Genomic DNA, 21276 nt, shown 5'->3' on the forward strand with positions numbered 1-21276 from the left:
AGCAGGCGGTACCGGTCCATGGTGCCGTCGCGCGGCGCCAGGCCGGCTTCCGGCTTCTGGTCGGCGATGTAAAGCAGGATCGCGGGATTTTCGGTCAGGGTTTCGCCGCTGTCGAGGGTCAGCGCCGGAACCTTGCCCGACGGGTTGACCGTCAGGAAATCGTCTCCGGTCTCGACCTTGCGGGTCGCCAGATCGACCTTCACCGCATCGAACGCCGCACCGGTTTCGCGCAGGGCAATATGCGGGGCGAGCGAGCAGGCACCAGGGCTAATGAACAGCTTCATGGATAGTCTCCTTTTGGGCAAAACAGGAAATGGGGGATCGGCTCAGATCGGGGTCGCCAACAGGGTGGCGATTCGCAGCGTGTCGTAGATGCAGGTCCGGCTCTTCAGACGAACGGTTCCACCGCTAAGATCGAACCGGTCGACATATTTGCCGGCATTGTAGATACGCGTTTCACCATCGTTACGGGTCTGGAAGACGACATAGCTGGCTTCAGCAGAAACCTGGTCGCCTTCCGCGCCGGTGATCACCGCACGCCCGATCAGGTGCCGGTTGAAATGTTCGGGGAAGACGTTTGCCTTGCGCAGCGCGACAACCCGATCCGCCAGCATCCCTTTGCTGTCGCAATACATCACAGCTGCGGGCAAGCCGTTATCGACATTCTCTCGCGCGATCACCTGGTACAGGCAATCGTCAACGAACAGGTTGGGCCATTGCTCGAGCCGGTCATCATCAAGGCAAAGCCCGTAAGCCGCGTTGAAATCGTCGATCGCACTTTGCGCGACTTGCGCTACTTCGACTGCAACGCTCATGCCCGGCCCTCCGCTGCGAGATCGGCCAGGGCATTGCCCATCAGCCCGAGATAGCCCTTCCAGAACCCACGCACGGAATTTTCATCCATGCCCATCGGGGCGTATGACGGTCGGACATCGTCCCCGCCCATCTCGACGAAGCTGCGCTTGCCTTCGGCACCGATCGTGCCCTGCTGGCACAGTTCGACCGCTTCGCCGTCTTCCATCGAAATCAACCCGGACGGTCCAACCAGGTTGAGGTTGCGAAGGCGGTGGCGAGTCGTTTCCTCGTCATCGTCGGCATAGCCGAAATAGGTCCAGACCAGCTCGGTCCTGTCGGTCCCGTGGGGCACGATCTGCCTGGTGGCGAGGGTGTTCTGGATCTGCTGGACAACGACAGACGGGAAGATCGACTGGATGTGCAGTCCGACATCATCAGCGATCTCCGGGCGGAATGCCAGCAGGCGCTCATCCTGCAGCTTGGCCTCACCCTGCATCTCGCGGTTGGCCTCGTCACCGAACGAGCCGTAGTCGACATCGCCCCTGGGCTTAGACACGGTAAAGACGGTGTGGTAGCCCTCGTCCGAAACCAGACCTGCGCTTTCCTGGCTCTGGCGGTAGATGCCGAAAGTCGGATAGAACAGGTGCAACAGACCGCCGTGGTAGCTGTCACGACTGTTTTCCGAATAGAGCTTCCAGTTGCCAGCCATGAACTGCCGCGCATAGCCCAGAACCTTGACCGGGCGCTGGAAGACGCGCTGAATGTATTTGCGCATCACCGGACCCAGAAAGTCCTCGAGCGGGGCGATGGATGGGTTGAAGGTGCCGAACACGAGGCCGCCGAATGTCTCGACCCGCAACCGCTCCAGTGAATGCTCGGCGGGATTGAAATCCTTCGAATAGCCGCCCACGCCTTTCAGCCCGCGGCGGAACGGCACCCCGACAAGTGCGCCGGTCGCGTCATAGGCCCACTGGTGATAAACGCAGACGAACGCCCCGTCGGCCTGGTTTCCACGCAGCGAGCGGCACACGGTTGCGCCCTTGTGGGCGCAGCGATTTACCCAGGCATGGATGGTGCCATCGGTTGCCCGCGTAACCACCACCGGAGTATTGCCGACATGAGACGAACGGAAATCGCCACTGTTGGCCAGCTCGGCTTCGAGGCCGAGGTAGCACCAGGTCTGTCCGCGAAAGATGTTTTCCTGTTCGGCAGTGAAGATCGCGTGGCTGTGATAGACTGCGTAATCGACCGCAGTCGGCTCCGACCCCGCGGCGCCGGGCATGGTTTCAGCGTTCATGGTCTTCTCCCTAAGTTTGTTCGAAACCGCGGCCCGAAGCGAGTCGTCCGCAAGTGCGCATCGCGCTCAGCATCATCGCGGCATCGGCCTTGCCGGTACCGACGATGTCGTAGGCGGTGCCATGGGCCACCGACATGTGCAGGTACGGAGGCCCCATGATGATCACGCTGTTGCCCGAAAAGCCCCAGGTCTTGACCGCGATGTGGCCCTGATCGTGGAACATCGCCAGGACCATGTCGTAGCGACCCTCGATGCAGTGGCGGAAGACCGAGTCAGGCGCGATAGGCCCTTCGACATCGATGCCCCTGGCCCGCGCCGCTTCAATCCCAGGCGCAATTTCAAGGCGATCCTCGTCGCCCATGGCATGTGGGTTGAGACCGGCAACCGCGATCCGCGGTTGGGCGATGCCCCACGATTGCATGGCCTCGTGGAGTTGCCCCACCGCCGTGGCGACGAGATCGGCTGAAATGACGTCGATCACTTGCCGCAGCGACATGTGGTCAGTGAGATGCGCAATCCGGAGCGGCCCGGTCAGCAGCACCAGATAGCTTTCGCCCGGGGTCGGGCTGATGACCCTGTCGAGCTTCTTGGCCAGTTTCAGCGAACCAGTGCTGATCGGCCCCATGATCGTTGCGGCGAAAGAACCGTCGCGGGCCAACGCGTCGAGCTCATCCAGCCATTGCGCGGTGGCGTGCCCGGCGACCTCGGTGTCCTCGCCCAGGGGCAGAACGCCATCGGGCAGCGCGCCGGTATCGATGACGTCGATGATCGCGGGATCGTCGCTGGGTTTTTCGAAGCTGCGCATCACCCGCAGCCGTACCTTGGTGCCAGTGAAATCGAGCGCCCGCTCTACCGCCGCAGCAGACCCGACCAGCACGGGGATCGAATCCGCGTGGACGGAACCGTCGGCCAGCGCCCTGACCGCCACTTCGGGTCCGATCCCGGCGGGATCGCCGATCATCGTCCCGACGACGGGGCGCACCCGCTCAGAGGCTGTAGACATCGGCTACTTCTTGGAACAGATCGGTGACGACAACCGTCTTCTTGCGGCGGATCACGAACGAATCATCCCGAGGTTCGAGATCATAGAAGGCCCACCCGCTGAGAGTGGTGACTTTGCCTTCCAGCACCGAAACCGTGGTCCACGACGTCCGCGCATGCACCTGGCCATCGCTCTCGTCAGCAGACAGCAGGGAGAACTGGTGAACCGTGCGTGGCTGCGGCGTGCTCGCTGCCGAGCGCCGGGTCCTGATCCGGAACACCCGATCCTCAAGCCCGCCCCGGCTGGGATAGTAGATCAGCGAGACTTCGTTCAGTGGATCCGCAGTCGGCCGTTCGTGATCGTCCCAGGCTGGAACCCAGTATTCCGCCTCTTCGTGATAGAGCGCCAGCCAGGCATCCCAGTTCTTGTCGTCAAGCGCCATGACTTCCTGACCGATGAAGCGGGAAACCGCCAGCCAGCGAGAATGGAATGCGGTCATGGTGCCTTCTCCTGCGAACGCTCAAGGAAGCCGGCAAGCTCGCTGCACTCGCTGTCGATGGCCTTTTCCATGAGCGTGAGCCATTCGTCATGGATCGCCACATAGAGGCCTTCGTCGGCAACCGCCGGGCTGCTCAGCACAACATTAAAATCCAGCGGCTCGCCGAACTTGCCCGGGCCGGTGTCCCAGCGCGTCGAACCGCGCGACATGTCGTTGTAGCGGCCTTCGCCGCCGCCATAGCCGATCTGGCAATTGTTGAATTCGGTCAGGTCGTCCGGGGTCGCCATGCCGGTCGAATTGAAGAAATCCTCATACTGACGCAGCCGCAGGGCCCGCGCCTCAACGCTTTCGCCGACCGGGGCGATGCACACCGTGCTGACTTCGGTCTCATCCACGGCCAGCGGCTGGATGATGCGGATCTGCGTGCTGGTCTGGTCCATCAGGAAGACGTTGGGAAACAGCTGCAGGTTACGGATGCGCTTGTTCATCCACTTGGCCTTTTCGGCGCCGTAGGACTCTTCGAACCAGTCGATGATCTCGAAATTGGGGCGATCCATGAAGTTGGCATAGTCGGCCCACAACACCGTGTGTCCGTTGTGGAACGAGAACGACCCGCCATCGCGCGCGGTGAAGCCATCGAAGCTAATCGCCTTGGTTTCGTTCTTCGAAATGCCTTCGACGCGGCGCTGAACCGTCATGAAGTAGTTGGCGTGCGTGGTCATGACGTGATAGCCGTCGAGCCCGTTCTCGACCTGCATCTTCCAGTTGCCGTGATAGCGGTAGCGGTTGGTTCCGGGCAAAACTTCCATTGCGCCGGACTTCGACTGGTCCACCAGGATATCGATGAAATCCCGCGCGCCGGCGAGGTGATCGACCAGCGGGACGACATCGGCGGAGAGGCTGGCAAAAATGAAGCCGCGGTAGCTTTCCACCCGGGCGACCGGTTGAAGCCCGAAATCAGCGCGATTGAATGCCTCCGGATAGCCCCCGATGCTCTCATCGGTGACGTCTAGCAGGTCGCCCCCGGACGAGAACGTCCAACCATGGAACGGGCACATGTGGTTGCGCTTGTTGCCGGCCCGCTCGCGGCACAGGCGCGCGCCACGGTGCGAACAGGCATTCACGAAGGCGCCGACATCGCCGGACTTGTCGCGGGTCACAAGGATGGGGACGCGGCCGATTTTCGTGGTGATGAAATCGTTCGGCTTGGAAACCTGGCTCTCGTGCGCGAGGTAGACCCAGTTCCGCTCGAAGATGTACTTCATTTCGAGCTCAAACAGCGCAGCTTCGGTGAAAGCGGCGCGGTCCAGCTGGAAGATCCCGCGCTCGTGATCCTTCTTGAGCCAAGCGCGCATGCGCTCTTTCAAGCCCTGCAAGTCGGCAATCCTGCCGCAGATTTTCTCAGTGAGCTCCATCGATCCTCTCCCGTTCTGTGCGTCGGGCACCCAATACCTCCGCGAATCAACCGCAGATCGCACACGGCTATTACCTCATCCCATCATGTCGTGCAACGTATTGCACAATGAAAAACGTTCTGATAGGTGATTGCGCAGAAATGGCTGAAACTGGCGGCTCGAATCGAAGCAAGGCGGCCAGAAAATCGCAAAATGTCCCCGCTTTGGGGTGAATTGGGAGAGTTTGAACTATGTCGGTCGTCACCGAACTCGGCTATCTTGGTCTTTCCGTTTCCGATCTCGCTGCCTGGCGCGCTTACGCCGCCGAAGTCGCCGGCATGGAAGTCGTCGATGAAGGCGAAGGGGATCGGCTCTATCTGCGGATGGACCTTTGGCATCACCGCATCGTTCTGCACGCTGATGGCAGCGATGACCTGGCCTACATGGGCTGGCGCGTGGCCGGGCCGCAGGAATTCGCCGCGATGCAGGAAAAGCTGAGCGCGGCGGGAATCCCCTTCACCGTGGGCACCGAAGCCGAGGCGCGCGAACGCCGGGTTCTCGGGCTGCTCAAGCTGGCCGATCCGGGCGGCAACCCGACCGAGATTTTCTTCGGCCCTCAGGTCGATACGCACAAGCCGTTTCATCCTGGCCGCCCGATGTTCGGCAAGTTCCTGACCGGCTCGCAAGGGATCGGGCACTGCATCCTGCGCCAGGACGATGTCGAGGCGGCGGCCCGGTTCTATGAACTGCTCGGCCTGCGCGGGTCGGTTGAATACCATCTCCACCTGCCCAACGGCATGGTCGCCCAGCCCTATTTCATGCATTGCAACGAGCGCCAGCACTCGGTCGCCTTCGGCCTCGGACCGATGGAAAAGCGCATCAACCACCTGATGTTCGAATACACCGATCTCGACGATCTCGGCATGGCCCATGACGTTGTGCGTGCGAAGAAGATCGACGTAGCGCTCCAGTTGGGCAAGCACGCCAACGACCAGGCCTTGACGTTTTACTGCGCTAACCCGTCGGGTTGGCTGTGGGAATTTGGCTGGGGTGCGCGCCAGGCGCCGAGCCAGCAGGAATACTACACCCGCGACATCTTCGGGCACGGGAACGAGGCAGCCGGATACGGGATGGACATTCCGCTGCTCTGACAATCTCAATTTGAATCAGTTCTTGACAGGGAAACATATCGACCATGTCGAAAAACTTGCGCCTTTGTGAAGTCGCCGGCGTGAAGGACGGTGAGCCGGTCGCGGCCTTCGCCGAAGGGATGCCTGCGCTCGCTGTATACAATGTCGATGGCGAGATCTTCGTTACCGACAATCTCTGCACCCACGGCAATGCCATGCTTACCGACGGGTACCAGGACGGCGATGTCATCGAATGTCCGTTTCACGGCGGCTCGTTCGACATCAAGACGGGGGCGGCCAAGGCCTTTCCCTGCCAGGTGGCGATCGTGTCCTATCCGGTCGAAATCGAGGATGGCTGGGTCTGCATCACGAAGCCCGAAGGAGCAGCATGATGGGCCTTCCCACCCTTGAGCAGATGCAGTTTCAGCATGCCGCTGCGCAGGTCAATGCGCTTCACGCGGAACTGATCGATGACGACCGGTTGGAAGAATGGCCCGACCTGTTCGAGGAAAATTGCCGATACAGTGTGATCTCTGCGGAGAACCACAATCGTTCGCTGAATCTGGCCGCGGTGTTCTGCGACAGCCGCGGCATGCTGGTCGATCGCATCGTGTCTTTGCGCCGCGCCAACATTTTTCCCGCGCACAGCTACCGGCATATTCTCGGTCCGACCCGCGTGAAGTCGACGAGCGGGCAGATCGTCATCACACAGACCAACTATGTGGTCCTGATGACGCGCAACGACGGTCAGACGTCGATCTACAATTCCGGAAAATATGTCGATGAAATCGACGTTTCCGGGGCTGCCCCGCGCTTCCTTTCCAAGACCGCGATCTTCGACACCCACCTCATCGATACGATGATGGTCCGCCCGATCTAGCTGCAAAGTTGAAAGCACCCAATTATGTCCATTCCCCAGCAAACAGACGCCTTGGATCAAGCCCCGTCCACTGCAGGATGCCGGGTTCCGTACCGCGTTTTCACCGATCGCCAGTACTACGATCGCGAACAGGAGAACATTTTCAAGGGTAACTGCTGGTCCTTCGTCGGACTTGAGGCTGAAGTTCCGCAGGCGGGTGATTTCAAATCGACCTTCGTGGGCGAAACACCGGTGATCCTCACGCGCGATAGCGACGGCTCGTTGCATGTCGTGGTCAATCGCTGCGCCCATCGCGGCGCCCTGGTCTGCCGCGAAATGCGCGGCAACCGCGCAAGCCTGGAATGCGTCTACCACCAATGGGCCTACGATCTGAAGGGGAACCTGATCGGGGTACCCTTCCGCCGCGGCCTCAAGGGACAGGGCGGGATGCCGGGCGATTTCGACATGTCCCAGCACAATCTTCGCCAGCTGCGCACCGAATCCGTTGGCGGTCTGGTGTTTGCCTCATTCTCCGAAACTGTCGAATCCTGCCGCGATTTCCTCGGCCCGATCGTGGTCGAACAGATCGAGCGGATCATGTGCAAGCCGATCACCGTGCTGGGCGACCAGCGCCAGCGGATCCGCGGGAACTGGAAGCTCTACGCCGAGAACACCCGCGATCCCTACCACGCGAGCCTGCTGCACCTGTTTCACAACACGTTCGGTCTCTATCGCTCGACCCAGACAGGTAAGGCATTGATGGATGCCAACAAACGCCACTCGCTGCTCTATTCGATCGCGGCCAGCAACGACGATGCCGCCGACAAGCAGGCCTATGGCGATTCCCGCACCTTCGACACCGAATTCAAGCTGCAGGACATGTCGCTGCTGAAAGGTCGGCAGGAATTCGCGGACAATGTTACGCTGGTGATCCTCGCGGTCTACCCCAACCTGGTCCTCCAGCAGATCCAGAACACTCTCGCGGTGCGCCAGACGGTGACCTACGGGCCGGATGAATTCGAGCTCGTCTGGACCCATTTCGGCTACCAGGACGACGATGCGGAAATGCAGGCCATCCGGCTCAAGCAAGCCAACCTGATCGGCCCCGCCGGGCTCATTTCGATGGAAGACGGCGAAGCGGTGGAAATCGTCCAGAACGCCATCGTCGGCGAGGCAAGCGCGACGTCCTACATCGCGATGGGTGGCGGCCGGGCCGAGGATGCCGACCATCTCGTCACCGAGGGCGCGATCATCGGCTTCTGGGACAATTATCGCGAAATGGTCGGCTTTGAGGTGGAGCCGACATGACCCGCACGATCGACTTCTACTTCGATTTCATCAGCCCGTTCAGCTACCTTGCGCAGCTCAAGCTGCCGGAGATCGCGCGGGCAGCGGGATGCACGGTCGATTACTGGCCGATCGACATTCCCGAAGCCAAAATTGCCGCCGGCAACTATGGCCCGTCCAATCGCGAGGTCTTGCCCAAGATCAAGGTCATGAAGGCAGACCTTGAGCGCTGGGCCGAGCGCTATGGAGTGCCCCTCACCTTTCCAGCCAGCTTCGCTTGCGCAGACTGGAATTGCGCGGTGCTGTTCGCCCGCGAGCACGGTAAGGCCGAGGCATTTGTGACCGATGCCTACCGCCGGATCTGGGGCCAGGGGATCGATCCCGGCGACCGCAACGAACTAGCCGCATGCGCGATAGCAGCGGGGCTTGATCCCGCGGCGCTGATCGCTTTCGTCGAATCGCCCGCCGGCCAGAACGAATATCGCAAGGCCCGGAGCCAGGCGATCCAGCGCGGCGTGTTCGGTGCGCCGCTGATGTTTGTCGATGACCAGATTTTCTGGGGAAATGACCGATTGGATTTTCTTGCCGAGTATTTGAACAAGTCAAAATGAGCAATTCGGTTACATAGGGGAGGTTTGCATGAAAAAGTATGGCTGCTATTTCACCGCCTTGATGGGAGCGACCGCGCTGACGCCGCAGATGGCCTTGGCACAAGACATCACAAGCGAATCGGACGAATCCCACGCTACCGACACGGGCCTAGGTGACATTATCGTCACGGCCACTCGGCGCGAGGCCAGGCTACAGGACGTGCCGGTTGCAGTTACTGCGGTTACCGGCGACGCTCTGGCTTCCGCCGATGTTTCGACGGTCCGCTCTCTCACTCAGGTTGTGCCGGGCTTCATCGGCAGCCGTAATATGGGCGTCTTCCAGCCGGTGGTCCGCGGGGTCGGCTCAACCGGCATTTCGGTTGGTGATGAACCCAATATCGCAACCTACGTCGACGGTGTCTATCAACCGGAATCGGCCGCCAACTGGATCGACCTGGTCGAGGTCGAACGGGTCGAGGTGCTGCGTGGCCCGCAGGGAACGACCTTTGGCCGCAATGCCACCGGCGGACTGATCAACGTAATCACCCCCGATCCCAGCTTCGACTTCCGCGGCAAGGCTTCGCTGCGCGTGGGGCGGATGAGGCGCGATGCCGGCGATTACGATGCCCGGCTCTACTTCACCGGCCCAATGAGCGACAAGGTCGCGGCTGACTTTGCCGCGCTTTTCCGCAAGAACGACGGATACATCGACGATCTGGTCCGTGGAGGCACTCTGGGCAACCAGCGCGTTATCGACCTGCGTAGCAAGTTGCTGTTCAAGCCGACCGACAATTTCAAGGTGGTCCTGACCGGGGAATACTTCAATCAGGAAAGCACGACCAATTCGCCGCAACCGCTGGACGGCAACACCGCGGGCCGCAACTGGCCGGGCGTGATCGTACCGACCGATGCCTGGCAGGCGTCGTTGACCGAGGTTCCGCTGCTCAATCTCACAAGGTGGAGCTTTGCACTGCACACCCGGCTCGATCTGGGCAATGTAATGCTTGAGACCACCTCTGGGTTCCTCAACCTGCGCTGGCAACAGACCACCGATGGCGATGCTTCGAACATCAAGCTTTCGAGCTTCCCGGCAGTTTTTGAATCGGAGTCGGGCAGCCAGGAAATCAAGCTGAGTTCGGCCAACCCCGGTCGGTTCCAGTGGCTGGTCGGCGGCTATTTCTACCAGTTCGGCGGCGGCGCGCCGGTGCTTCAGCCTTGGTCCACGACCAACCTGGCCTCGCCCCTGGTGGGCCCGTCGCTCACGCCGAAGCTTGATGGGCGCTCATTCGCGGGCTTTGCCGAAGGCACCTACGAGGTTCAGCCGAAGCTGTTCCTCACTCTTGGCGGGCGTTACACTACCGAGACGCGCTGGTTTAGCCAAAGTAACAATGGCGTATTGCTGGTCGATGACGTTTCAAAAACGTTCAACAAGTTCAACTACAAAGTCGGTGTCCGTTATGAGGTAACCGACAAGACCAACGTCTACGCCACCTACAGCACCGCGTTCAAGAGCGGGGTGTACAACATGGCGGCAACCGGCGGCACCCCGGTCAACCCGGAAAACATCAAAGCGGCTGAATTCGGGATCAAATCCGATCCGCTGAACTGGCTACGCACCAACCTTGCCGTCTATTATTACGACTACAAGGATCTGCAGCTTCAGTCGAAGGCCCCGACCGGCCCCGGATACATCCTGCAAAACGCCGCCAATGCCGAAATCTATGGCGGCGAGTTCGAGACCACCATCAGCCCGGTCCGCGACCTGAGGCTGCGCGCGGCGGTTGCCTATACCCATGCCCGCTACAAGGATTTCCTCAACGCCCAGGGATTTACGCCGATCGTCAACGGCAATGGCGACTTTGCCGGCAACGTGGCGGCGCCGTTCGATGCATCCGGCAAGGTCATGACCCGGGCGCCGGAATGGTCGGGCAATGTCGGGTTTGATTGGGGCCATGACGTCGGCAATGGTCGCGTCACCCTGGCCGGCAATCTCCTGTGGAGTTCCCGGGTCTATTACGACTTTGCCAATAAATTCTCGCAGCGCCCCTACACCCTGTCCAACCTTTCGATCAATTGGCAGCCCGAAAGCGAAGCCTTCAAGGTTGGGCTGTGGGTGACCAACCTGACCAACGAAAAGGTCTTTCAGACCATACGTGCCGGAACGTTGGGCACCGACGGGTTCTATGAACAACCTCGTAAGATTGGAATGACAATCGAGACCAAGTTGTAAAGTGACATAACAACAGGGAGAATGCCAATGACAAACCGATCGTTCAATTTCCGGAAGGTCGTCCTGCGCGCCAGCGCCTCGGCGATCGTCGGATCAATCGGGCTCGCACCGATGGCGGCGCATGCGCAGGACGCCGCAACAAGTGAGCCTCAGGCTGAGGAGCAACATACCGGCGGTCTAGGTGAAATCATCGTGACTGCGCGCAAGCGGGCCGAGAACCTGCAGGAAACGCCGGTCGCGATCACCGCGATGACCGGCGGAATGCTCGAGGAACGCCAGGTCACCAACGTGGCCGAAGTCGCAAAATTTGCGCCAAACGTGAACATCTCGCCGGTCGCCAATCTCTCGGGTTCGAGCGCCTCGATCACCGCGTTCATCCGCGGCGTGGGTCAGACCGATTTCAATATCACGGTCGACCCGGGCGTGGGCGTCTATGTCGATGGCGTCTATGTTGCCCGCTCGGTCGGTGCGCTGCTCGACATGGCCGACGTTTCGAGCGTGCAGGTCCTGCGCGGGCCCCAGGGCACGCTGTTCGGGAAGAACACCATCGGCGGCGCGATCGTGGTCAATTCGGTCGAACCACAGCACGATTTTGATCTGAAGCTCGAAGCGGCCACGGGCCGATTCAATCGCGCCGATATCAAGGGCATGATCAACGTGCCACTGAGCGACACTCTCGCAATGCGCGCGGTTGCTTCCTATGAAACCCGCGACGGCTACCAGAAGCGTTTGTTCGACGGAGGCCGCCAGGGCAATAAGGACAGCTTCGGCGGACGCATTGCGTTCAAGTGGGAGCCGACCGACAAGCTGACCATCAACCTAAGCGGGGATATCAACATCCGCCGCGAGGCGGCAGCTGCCTCTACTCTGGTAGACCTGTTTGAATCGCCGAACCTGCTGCAGGTCGTACAGTTGAATGGTCGGAGCGTGGTTTTCCCCAGTGCGACCTATGCCTGGAACAAGCTGCGTGGCGGCGCCGGTGCTTGCGGTGCGGATGGCCAGCTAGCGCCGGTCAACAATCCAAGCTGCGCCACTAAGCAGTGGATCACGGGCGATATCGACACGACCTGGTCTGATGGCAAGAACCAGTCAGATTTCGACCTGTGGGGCACGACGCTGACGATGGATTATGATTTCGGCGACATCAACCTGAAGTCAATCAGCGCCTACCGTGATCAGAAGGCCACGACTGTGTGGGACTTCGACGGCACACCGCATCCCTACCTTGAGTCGACCAACAACATTGACCTCTGGCAGGCCTCGCAGGAACTGCAATTGACCGGCAGCATCCTGAACGATCGCGTGAAGTTCGTTCTGGGTGCCTATTACCTGAAGGAAAAAGGCCAGGACAAGAATGACCTGCACTTTGGGTTTGCCGATTTCATCAGCGGTGGCAAGATCGATAACGACAGCTATGCCAGCTATCTGCAGGCGACCTTCAAGGTGACCGATCGGTTCTCGATTACGCCGGGTATCCGCTATACCAATGAGACCAAGCGTTTTGATCCGTCGTTCCAGACGATCTACAACGATTACACAGTTCCGCTGGGGCAGGCCGGCATCATTCCATACCCGCAAGGCGTGTTCGTTGCATTCAGCCAATGCGTAACCGGCCAGCCGGTTCCCATGCTGGTGACCGATCCGGCGAGCCCGCTGTTCGGCTTCCCGCTGCCTGGAGGCTGCGCACCAGCCGCCACTAACCCTGGTGGAAACCACACGATGCCGGCGGTCCAGGTTGCCGCCAAGGCCAAGGAATGGACGCCGGCAATTTCGGCTGACTACAAGATCACCGACGATATCCTGGTCTATGCCTCCTATTCCAAGGGTTTCAAGAACGGCGGCTTCACGCAGCGAATCTTCCCGGCTGAACAGGTTGCGCCGTCGTTCAGGCCAGAATTCGTGGAATCATACGAACTCGGCCTCAAGACCGAGCTGCTGGATCGCCGCCTGCGCCTGAACCTCGCCGCGTTCATGTCAAACTACGATGACATCCAGGTCGTCGTCAGCGAAGGCATCGCCCCCCGGGCACGAAACGCCGGTTCCGGTCGGATCAAAGGCTTTGAAGTCGAAGGCGAGGCGGCTCCGACCAATTGGCTACGCCTGACCTTCGGCGTTGGCTATCTTGATGCCTATTACCGCTCCATTGATCCGTTCGCGTTCCCCGTGAACCTGAACTCGAAGTTCGCCTTCGTGCCGGAATGGACCGGATCGGCCTCGTTCAATGCCGACGTCTATGAAGGCGACATGGGCAAACTGGCTCTGCGCGGCGACTGGTCATACCAGAGCGAAACCTTCAAGGATGCGATCAACAGCCCGCAACTGCGCCAGCCTGGCTACAGCGTGTTCGGTGCCAGTGCTTCGTTCACCGAGAAGAGCGAGCACTTCACCGTGACCGCTGGCGTGACCAACCTGACCGACAAACGCTATATCCAGGGCGGTTTCGTCGATCCCAACGTCGGTGGAACAGCGGTGGCAACCTATTCACGCCCTCGTGAATGGTTCCTCAAGCTCGCCTATAAGTACTGACACTTACCCCCCCGAGGGCGGCGGTCTGCCGCCGCCCTCACCCTTCTGGTCGCACCGACCAAGAGCCTGCCAGACACCTCGCCGCCCAATTTGGTATTGGCAACTTGTCTTGCGGCCAAAGGAGCAATGTCTTGGCCGTTACGATCCCCCCGCTCGAGCGCAGCGATTTCCTCACCGGCCAACCGCTTGTCGACGGCACCGAGATCTGTGCCGGCTCAACCTACGCGGTCACTAACCCGGCAACCGGCAAAACGCTGGCGAATGTCGTAAAGCTGGGCGCTGCCCAGACGCGCCAGGCAATTGAAAGCAATTCCCGCGCCTTAATCGATTGGCGCAAGCGGCCCGCTCAGGAACGCGCGCGCCTGCTACATGACTGGCTGGCGCTGGTCCGGCTCCATCGCCACGATCTTGGTTTGCTGATGACCGCCGAACAGGGCAAACCGCTGGCCGAAGCGCTGGGCGAGGTCGATTACGCCGCAAGTTTCATCCAGTGGTTCGCTGAAGAGGCGCGCCGTGTCTATGGCGAGGTCATTCCGGCCAGCGCTGACCGGCGGATCGTCGTGATCCGTCAGCCGGTCGGCGTGGTGGGCGCCATTACGCCGTGGAACTTTCCCGCCGCGATGATCACCCGCAAGGTCGCGCCTGCACTGGCGGCGGGCTGCACCGTGACCCTCAAACCGTCCGAACTCACCCCCATGACCGCTTTCGCTCTGGCGAAGCTCGCTCGCGAAGCGGGCATTCCGCCCGGCGTGTTCAACGTGGTCTGCGGGGATGCGCCCGAAATCGGATCGGTCCTGACCAGCCATCCCGATGTTACGAAGTTCACCTTCACCGGTTCGACCGCGATTGGCAAGCTGTTGACCGCTCAATGCGCTGCCACGCTCAAGCGGGTTTCGATGGAACTGGGCGGCAATGCCCCGCTGCTGGTGTTCGACGATGCCGATCTCGATCAGGCTGTCGAGGGGGCGATCGCCTCGAAATTCCGTAACACCGGACAGACCTGCGTTTGCGCCAACCGGATCCTCGTGCAGAGCGGCATTCATGACCGCTTCGTCGAGGCGCTAGCCGCCAGGGTCTCCGCGTTCCGGGTCGGCAACGGCCTTGAAGGTGCAACCGACCAGGGACCGTTAATCACCGCATCAGCCTTGGCCAAGGTTCAGGGACATGTCGCCGATGCCGTGGCGCAAGGTGCCCAGCTGGTGACCGGCGGCAAGAGACACGAGGCCGGAGAACTGTTCTTCCAACCAACTGTGCTGACTGGAGCGAGACCGGCGATGCGGCTGGCGGACGAGGAGACCTTCGGGCCGGTGGCCCCGGTGTTCCGTTTCGAAACCGAGGCCGAAGCGCTGGCGCTTGCCAACGCCACGCACTCGGGGCTGGCGGCCTATGCCTTCACCCGCGACATTGACCGCGCCTGGCGGGTTTCCGAAGGCCTTGAGACCGGGATGGTCGGCTTGAACAGCGGCATCGTCTCGACCGAGACCGCCCCGTTTGGCGGCATCAAGGAATCGGGACTGGGCCGAGAAGGTTCGCGACACGGTATTGAAGAATTCCTGGAGATGAAGACCATCAGTGTTGGGGTCCGGCCCGAGAGTCCGGTGTAAGCGGAATGCGGTCCCAAGGAGTCAAGATTTTCGTTGCTCAATGCGGAATGCATTGTATGATGTCGATATAAGAGCGGGAGATGGAATTCAGCATGCCCTCCAAGGTTAGGCCTTACGCGACCTTGACCGCCCAAAACGCGCAGGAAAGTCTCCTGCCGTGAAGCGCATGGTCGTGGGGATTACCGGCGCAACCGGCTCGGTCTATGGTCTTCGCCTGCTTGAGCTGCTGCGCGAGACGGGCGGTTGGGAAACCCATCTGGTAATGTCTCCGGCCGCGCTGCTCAACATTCGCGAGGAACTGCCCGAAGGCAAAGCCCGGCTCGAAGCGCTAGCCGATGTGGTGCACAACGTCCGCAACGTCGGCGCCTCGATCGCCAGCGGTTCGTTCGTATGCGAAGGCATGGCGATTGCGCCCTGTTCGATGCGCACGCTGGGCGCGGTGGCGCACGCCCTGTCCGACAACCTTATCACCCGCGCGGCCGACGTGATGCTGAAGGAACGGCGCCGCCTGGTGATGATCACCCGCGAAGCGCCGCTCAACCTGGCGCACCTGCGCAACATGACGGCCTGCACCGAAATGGGGGCGGTGATCTTCCCCCCGGTGCCGGCCTTCTATGCGCGGCCGACCTCGCTGGCCGACGTGGTCGATCACACCTGCATGCGGGTACTGGATCTGTTCGGGCTTCATGCGAAGTCGGAGAAACGCTGGCAAGGCCTTAGCAAAGAGGCGGCAAGCCTTGTTCCGGGTGCTGGGCAAATGGAAGGGAATTGAGAATGGCGTGGGATGTCAGCCGTCGCACGGTCATGAGCGGTGGCGCCGTGGGTGCTGCCGTTGCCGGTCTGGGGATCGGCCGCAGCGCCTTGGCGCAGCGGCCGCGCAAGATCATCGTCATCGAGGAGACGCACGTTCCCGAAAGTCGACTATTTGCCGAAACCTTTATCAATTCGGGGCGCGCAGCGCAGGTTGTCCGGATCGACCGGAGCTTCAACGGCCTGCTGCATGAACTTGAAGCGGTTGAAGGCGTGCTGGTCGGCCTTACTTCCGATCCCGCGGCGATGATCGCCGGGCAGATCCTGGTGGCCGGCGGCGCCCGCCCGCTACTGCAGTGGACCCATCAATACCGCAAGCTGCGCTGGGAACACCAGACTGTTGGCGCGCCAACGCTGCTTGCGCGGGCCAGCGTCGGCTGGCCCAGCGTTCTTGCCCACCACATGCAGGATGCGCTCGTCGGCGATCGCCAGGATGCCGAACTGCGGTGCCAGTCAGGACATTGCGGCCTCGATGGCAAGAGCCCCGGCATGCTCGTTTCATGGGCATTCGAAGTGGGAGTACAACAGTCGTGAGCATGCGCATGCCACAAAGCGTCGACGCCGCAACCTTTACCAAGGCTCTGGATGAATTAGCGGCTATCGTCGGCAAGGAATGGGTCTTCGTCGATGAACTGCCGCTGTCGGCCTATCGCGACGCCTATTCACCGCTAACCGATGGCGAGATGCTGCCCTCGGCTGCCGTGGCACCGGCCAACATGGAACAGATTCAGCAGGCGCTGAAGGTATTCAACGCTTACAAGCTACCGATCTGGACTTTCGGCAACGGCCGCAATTTCGCCTATGGTGGCCCGGCCCCGCGCCAGTCCGGTTATGTCATGTTCGACCTCAAGCGGATGAACCGCATTCTCGAAGTTAACGAGAAATACGGCTATGCGCTGGTCGAACCAGGCGTTTCCTATTTTCAGCTTCACCGCCATCTGCGCAAGATCGGCAGCAAGCTTTGGGTCGATCCTGCGGCACCAGGTTGGGGCGGCGTCATGGGCAACGCGCTTGAACATGGCGCGGGTTACACCCCCTACGGCGATCACTTCGTTATGCAGTGCGGCATGGAAGTGGTCCTTGCCGACGGTCAGGTCGTCCGCACCGGTCAGGGCGCGATCGAGGGGTCGCAGCATTGGCAATCCACCAAGCATGCAGCCGGCCCGCATTTTGATGGCATGTTCACCCAGTCCAATTTCGGCATTGTTACCAAGATGGGTATCTGGTTGATGCCCGAACCGCCGGGCTACAAGCCGTTCATGATCACTTACGAGCGCGAGGAAGACCTTGCCGCAATCTTCGACGCGGTCAAACCGCTCAAGGTCAACCAGGTGATTCCCAACGCGGCGGTGGCGGTCGATCTCTTGTGGGAAGTGTCCGCCAAGACCACGCGCCGCCATTACTTCGATGGCAAGGGCCCTATCCCGGATTCGATCCGCAAGAAGATCGCGTCGGATCATGGCCTGGGTATGTGGAACTTCTACGCCGCGCTCTATGGTCCGCCGCCGGTCATCGAGAACAACTGGAAGCTCGTCGAGGAAGCGATGATGAGCATTCCGGGTGCCAAGCTGCACCTCAACCGCGATAACGATCCCGCCTGGGACTATCGCGTGCAACTGATGCGCGGCGAGCCGAACATGACCGAATTCAGCATCATGAACTGGATCGGCGGCGGCGGGCATATCAACTTCTCGCCGATCTCGGCACCCGACGGCAAGGAAGCGCTGAGCCAGTATAACCTGATCAAACAGCGCTGCCACGATTTCGGGTTCGACTATATCGGCGAGTTCCTGGTCGGCTGGCGCGACATGCACCACATCCTGATGATCATGTACGATCGCGCCGACGACGGCATGCGCAAGAGCGCCTATGACCTGTTCGGCAAGCTGGTCGATGAGGCAGCCGGTGCGGGCTTCGGCGAATACCGCACCCACCTCGCCTTCATGGACCAGATCGCCAAAACCTATAAGCACAACGATGGGGCGCTGTGGGACCTGCACCACCGTCTCAAGGACGTGCTCGACCCCAACGGCATCCTCTCCCCCGGCAAGCAGGGGATATGGCCCCAGGCGATGCGCAACCAAGCGTAATCACACGGCCGGCTGAACAAAGACTTCAAGGATTGACGACCATGACGCAAATTGAGCACTGGATTGGCGGCACCGCCGTGGCTGCAACGGGCGGGGCCTATTTCGACGATCTTAACCCGGTCGATGATTCGGTCTATTCCCGGGTTCCCGCCGGTACCGCGGAAGACGTGAACCGCGCCGTGGAGAACGCGCATCAGGCCTATCTCCAGCATCGCGATCTGCCCGCCGCAGTGCGCGAAGGGTGGATCGCGAAAGCCGCCGAAATCATGGAGCGCGATACCGCCAAATTCGCCGACGTGCTGGTCGACGAAATCGGCTCGCCGATCGCCAAGGCCGGGTTCGAAACCCGCTTCGCGGTCAGCTTCCTTCGCGCGGCGATCGGCGTGCCGCGCCGGATTCGGGGGGAAACGCTCCCTTCGGACACCCCTGGGAGGTTCAGCATGAGCCTGCGCCAACCGGTCGGTGTGGTCGCCGGGATTACCCCGTTCAACGTGCCGCTGATCAAGGGGGTCAAACAGTCGGCCATGGCCCTGGCCACAGGCAACGCCTTCGTGCTGCTACCCTCGGAAGCCGCGCCAATGATCGCCGATCTGCTCGCTAAATTGTGGAAGGAGGCCGGCGTTCCCGACGGCTTGTTCAACGTGGTCTACGGCAATGGCGCGGAGATCGGCGACGTGCTGACCGGCCATCCCAAGGTCGCATCGATAACCTTCACCGGGTCCTCGCGCGTCGGCAAGCACATCGCCGAAATCGCGGCCCGCAACCTCAAGAAGTACACGCTGGAGCTGGGCGGCAAGAGCCCGCTGGTGATCTGCGCCGATGCCGATCTGGACAAGGCGGTCAACGCCGCGCTGTTCAGCATCTTCATGTACCAGGGCCAGGTCTGCATGGGGGCTTCGCGGATCTATGTGGAACGGTCGATCTTCGACCAGTTCGCCAAGGCCTTCGCCGCCGCGACAGGCCGCGCCAAGAGCGGCGAACTGCGCGAGCCGACCACCATGCTGGGGCCGATCATTTCCGAACGACAGCGCGACCGCGTCCGCCGCCACATCGACGATGCCCGGTCCAAGGGCGCCGCGGTGCTGGCCGGCGGCGAGTGGAGCGGAAACAGCTGCGCGGCCACCATCCTGAGTGGCGTTACCGCGGAAATGACCGTGTTCGAGGAGGAAACCTTCGGGCCGGTGACCTCGCTTTATCCGTTCGACACGCTCGAGGAGGCGCTCGAACTCGCCAACAACACCGAATACGGCCTCAGCGCCTCGATCTTCACCCGCGATCTCGACAAGGCGCTGGCCTTTGCCCAGCGGGCCGAAGCGGGGATGGTCCACATCAACGCGCCGACCCTGCACGACGAGCCGCACGTTCCGTTCGGCGGAACCAAGGCATCGGGTTTTGGCCGCGAAGGGACCGAAGCCGATCTCGAGATCATGACCGAATGGAAATGGGTCACGATCCAGTCGGCGACTGCGGGCGCGGGCGGACACTGACAGGCGGGATGCAACGGCAATGAACGATCTTCCCAACCGCGCCCGCTCGATCTCCTCGCTGCGCGATTTTCTCGAACTGCTCGAGGATTCGGGCCAGGCGATCACCTGGAGCGATCCGGTGATGCCCGAACCCGGCGTGCGCAACATAGCCGTCGCCGCCTCGCGCGATGCCAACGGCGCGCCGGCGATCGTGTTCGACAACATCACCGGCTATCCCGGCAAGCGCCTGGCGGTGGGCGTCCATGGTTCGTGGGACAACATCGCCCTGCTGCTGGGCCGGCCCAAGGGCACGACAATCCGCGAGCTGTTCTTCGAGATCGCCGGCCGCTGGGGCGATCAGGAAGCGCAGATCAGCTTTGTTCCCGAAGCGCAGGCCCCGGTGCACGAATGCCGACTCGAACAGGACATCAACCTTTACGATGTCCTGCCGGTCTATCGGATCAACGAATATGATGGCGGGTTCTACATCGGCAAGGCCTCGGTCGCCTCGCGCGATCCGCTCGATCCAGACAATTTCGGCAAGCAGAATGTCGGCATCTATCGCCTGCAGATCCAGGGGCCGGACAGCTTCACCCTGATGACGATCCCCTCCCACGACATGGGACGTCAGATCATGGCGGCCGAACGGGAAGGCGTTCCGCTCAAGATTGCGGTCATGCTGGGTAATCATCCCGGCCTTGCGGTGTTTGCTGCCACCCCGATCGGCTACGAGGAATCGGAATATTCCTATGCCTCGGCGATGATGGGCGCGCCGATCCGGCTGACCAAATCGGGCAACGGGATCGACATCCTGGCCGACAGCGAAATCGTGATCGAGGCCGAGCTGCAACTGGGCGAACGCGAGCTGGAAGGGCCGTTCGGCGAATTTCCCGGTTCCTACAGCGGCGTGCGCAAGGCGCCGATCTTTAAGGTCACGGCGGTGTCGCACCGGCGCGATCCGATCTTCGAGAACATCTACATCGGGCGCGGTTGGACCGAGCATGATACCCTGATCGGCCTGCACACCTCCGCCCCGATCTATGCCCAGCTGCGCCAGAGCTTCCCCGAAGTCACCGCGGTCAACGCGCTTTACCAGCACGGACTGACCGGGATCATCTCGGTCAAGAACCGCATGGCCGGCTTTGCCAAGACGGTCGCGCTGCGCGCGCTGAGCACGCCGCACGGCGTGATGTACCTCAAGAACCTGATCATGGTCGATGCAGATGTCGATCCGTTCGATCTCAACCAGGTGATGTGGGCGCTTTCGACCCGCACCCGTGCTGACGATATCATCGTGCTGCCCAACATGCCTGCCGTTCCGATCGATCCTTCGGCAGTGATCCCAGGCAAGGGGCACCGCCTGATCATCGACGCGACCAGCTATCTCCCGCCCGATCCGGTGGGTGAAGCGCACCTTGTCACCCCGCCGACCGGGGACGAGATCGACGCCCTGAGCAAGCGGATCCGCGAAATGCAGCTGGGAGCCCTGTCATGACCACCACCGTCTGCGGGCGCTGCAAATCGAGCGGCGCTGTCACCGATCATCAGGGCAGGCAGGACGGCGCGGTCGTGTGGACGATCCTGCGCTGCCCGACCTGCAACTTTTCCTGGCGCGACAGCGAACCGGCCCGCGCGATCGACCCTGCTGCGCGCTCGGTCGATTTCGCCGTCGATGCCGACGATCTCCAGCGTTATCCCAAGATTCTCCAGCAATAAG

20 protein-coding genes are annotated in these 21276 nt (G+C 61.3%); 14 read left to right on the plus strand and 6 right to left on the minus strand.

What is annotated here, in order from left to right; genetic code table 11:
• The 6 genes from NZK81_RS20235 to NZK81_RS20260 form a co-directional block, all read right to left on the minus strand.
• The coding region (locus NZK81_RS20235) for a glutathione S-transferase N-terminal domain-containing protein (RefSeq protein WP_260047863.1) at positions 1–284 on the minus strand (284 nt) is incomplete at its 3' end.
• A 42-nt stretch (positions 285–326) separates the two neighbouring features.
• The gene (locus NZK81_RS20240) at positions 327–815 is read right to left on the minus strand and encodes an aromatic-ring-hydroxylating dioxygenase subunit beta (protein ID WP_260047864.1); all 489 of its coding nucleotides are present in this window, start codon (positions 813–815) and stop codon (positions 327–329) included.
• Positions 812–2092, minus strand: coding sequence for an aromatic ring-hydroxylating dioxygenase subunit alpha (locus NZK81_RS20245; protein WP_260047865.1), 1281 nt, complete (start codon positions 2090–2092; stop codon positions 812–814). Before NZK81_RS20245 ends, NZK81_RS20240 begins: the two co-directional genes overlap by 4 nt.
• Before the next feature lie 10 nt (positions 2093–2102).
• Positions 2103–3095: a PdxA family dehydrogenase gene (locus NZK81_RS20250; RefSeq protein WP_260047866.1), complete on the minus strand. Its 993-nt coding sequence runs from the start codon at positions 3093–3095 to the stop codon at positions 2103–2105.
• On the minus strand, positions 3079–3573 hold the full coding sequence (locus NZK81_RS20255; RefSeq protein ID WP_260047867.1) for an aromatic-ring-hydroxylating dioxygenase subunit beta: 495 nt from the start codon (positions 3571–3573) through the stop codon (positions 3079–3081). The genes NZK81_RS20250 and NZK81_RS20255 overlap by 17 nt, the downstream gene beginning before the upstream one ends.
• Complete coding sequence (locus NZK81_RS20260) at positions 3570–4988, minus strand: Rieske 2Fe-2S domain-containing protein (protein WP_260047868.1); 1419 nt, start codon at positions 4986–4988, stop codon at positions 3570–3572. The genes NZK81_RS20255 and NZK81_RS20260 overlap by 4 nt, the downstream gene beginning before the upstream one ends.
• A gap of 230 nt (positions 4989–5218) precedes the next feature.
• Between NZK81_RS20260 and bphC the strand changes: the two genes are divergently transcribed.
• From bphC to NZK81_RS20330, 14 genes are all read left to right on the plus strand, one after another.
• Positions 5219–6118, plus strand: coding sequence for a biphenyl-2,3-diol 1,2-dioxygenase (gene bphC / locus NZK81_RS20265; RefSeq protein WP_122129291.1), 900 nt, complete (start codon positions 5219–5221; stop codon positions 6116–6118).
• Between the two features lie 44 nt (positions 6119–6162).
• Positions 6163–6489 carry a non-heme iron oxygenase ferredoxin subunit gene (locus tag NZK81_RS20270; RefSeq protein WP_122129290.1) on the plus strand — a complete coding sequence of 109 codons (327 nt, stop codon included), beginning with the start codon at positions 6163–6165 and terminating at the stop codon, positions 6487–6489.
• Positions 6489–6977, plus strand: a complete 489-nt coding sequence (locus NZK81_RS20275) for an aromatic-ring-hydroxylating dioxygenase subunit beta (RefSeq protein ID WP_260047869.1) — start codon at positions 6489–6491, stop codon at positions 6975–6977. The genes NZK81_RS20270 and NZK81_RS20275 overlap by 1 nt, the downstream gene beginning before the upstream one ends.
• 24 nt (positions 6978–7001) lie before the next feature.
• Entirely contained in the window at positions 7002–8264 is a 1263-nt protein-coding gene (locus NZK81_RS20280; protein ID WP_010891031.1) for an aromatic ring-hydroxylating dioxygenase subunit alpha, read from the plus strand.
• On the plus strand, positions 8261–8854 hold the full coding sequence (locus tag NZK81_RS20285) for a 2-hydroxychromene-2-carboxylate isomerase (RefSeq protein WP_260047870.1): 594 nt from the start codon (positions 8261–8263) through the stop codon (positions 8852–8854). Before NZK81_RS20280 ends, NZK81_RS20285 begins: the two co-directional genes overlap by 4 nt.
• Positions 8855–8882: 28 nt before the next feature.
• Entirely contained in the window at positions 8883–11063 is a 2181-nt protein-coding gene (locus tag NZK81_RS20290) for a TonB-dependent receptor (RefSeq protein ID WP_260047871.1), read from the plus strand.
• Between the two features lie 21 nt (positions 11064–11084).
• Entirely contained in the window at positions 11085–13589 is a 2505-nt protein-coding gene (locus tag NZK81_RS20295; protein WP_260047872.1) for a TonB-dependent receptor, read from the plus strand.
• Between the two features lie 131 nt (positions 13590–13720).
• Complete coding sequence (locus NZK81_RS20300) at positions 13721–15193, plus strand: NAD-dependent succinate-semialdehyde dehydrogenase (protein WP_311202116.1); 1473 nt, start codon at positions 13721–13723, stop codon at positions 15191–15193.
• A gap of 166 nt (positions 15194–15359) precedes the next feature.
• On the plus strand, positions 15360–15965 hold the full coding sequence (locus NZK81_RS20305; protein ID WP_305367263.1) for a UbiX family flavin prenyltransferase: 606 nt from the start codon (positions 15360–15362) through the stop codon (positions 15963–15965).
• A 2-nt stretch (positions 15966–15967) separates the two neighbouring features.
• A complete protein-coding gene (locus tag NZK81_RS20310; RefSeq protein ID WP_260047873.1) occupies positions 15968–16537 on the plus strand; it encodes a hypothetical protein in 570 nt (189 codons plus the stop codon).
• Positions 16538–16539: 2 nt separating this feature from the next.
• On the plus strand, positions 16540–18093 hold the full coding sequence (locus NZK81_RS20315) for an FAD-binding oxidoreductase (RefSeq protein ID WP_260047880.1): 1554 nt from the start codon (positions 16540–16542) through the stop codon (positions 18091–18093).
• Between the two features lie 41 nt (positions 18094–18134).
• On the plus strand, positions 18135–19580 hold the full coding sequence (locus NZK81_RS20320; protein WP_260047874.1) for an aldehyde dehydrogenase family protein: 1446 nt from the start codon (positions 18135–18137) through the stop codon (positions 19578–19580).
• Positions 19581–19599: 19 nt separating this feature from the next.
• Positions 19600–21054 (plus strand): non-oxidative hydroxyarylic acid decarboxylases subunit C, encoded by a 1455-nt coding sequence (locus NZK81_RS20325; RefSeq protein ID WP_260047875.1) that lies wholly within the window; start codon positions 19600–19602, stop codon positions 21052–21054.
• Positions 21051–21275, plus strand: coding sequence for a non-oxidative hydroxyarylic acid decarboxylases subunit D (locus tag NZK81_RS20330; RefSeq protein WP_260047876.1), 225 nt, complete (start codon positions 21051–21053; stop codon positions 21273–21275). Before NZK81_RS20325 ends, NZK81_RS20330 begins: the two co-directional genes overlap by 4 nt.
• The last annotated feature ends 1 nt before the right edge of the window (position 21276 follow it).

The sequence above is a fragment of the Novosphingobium mangrovisedimenti genome, from assembly GCF_025153475.1.
In the GTDB taxonomy this organism is placed as follows: Bacteria; Pseudomonadota; Alphaproteobacteria; order Sphingomonadales; family Sphingomonadaceae; genus Novosphingobium; species Novosphingobium mangrovi_A.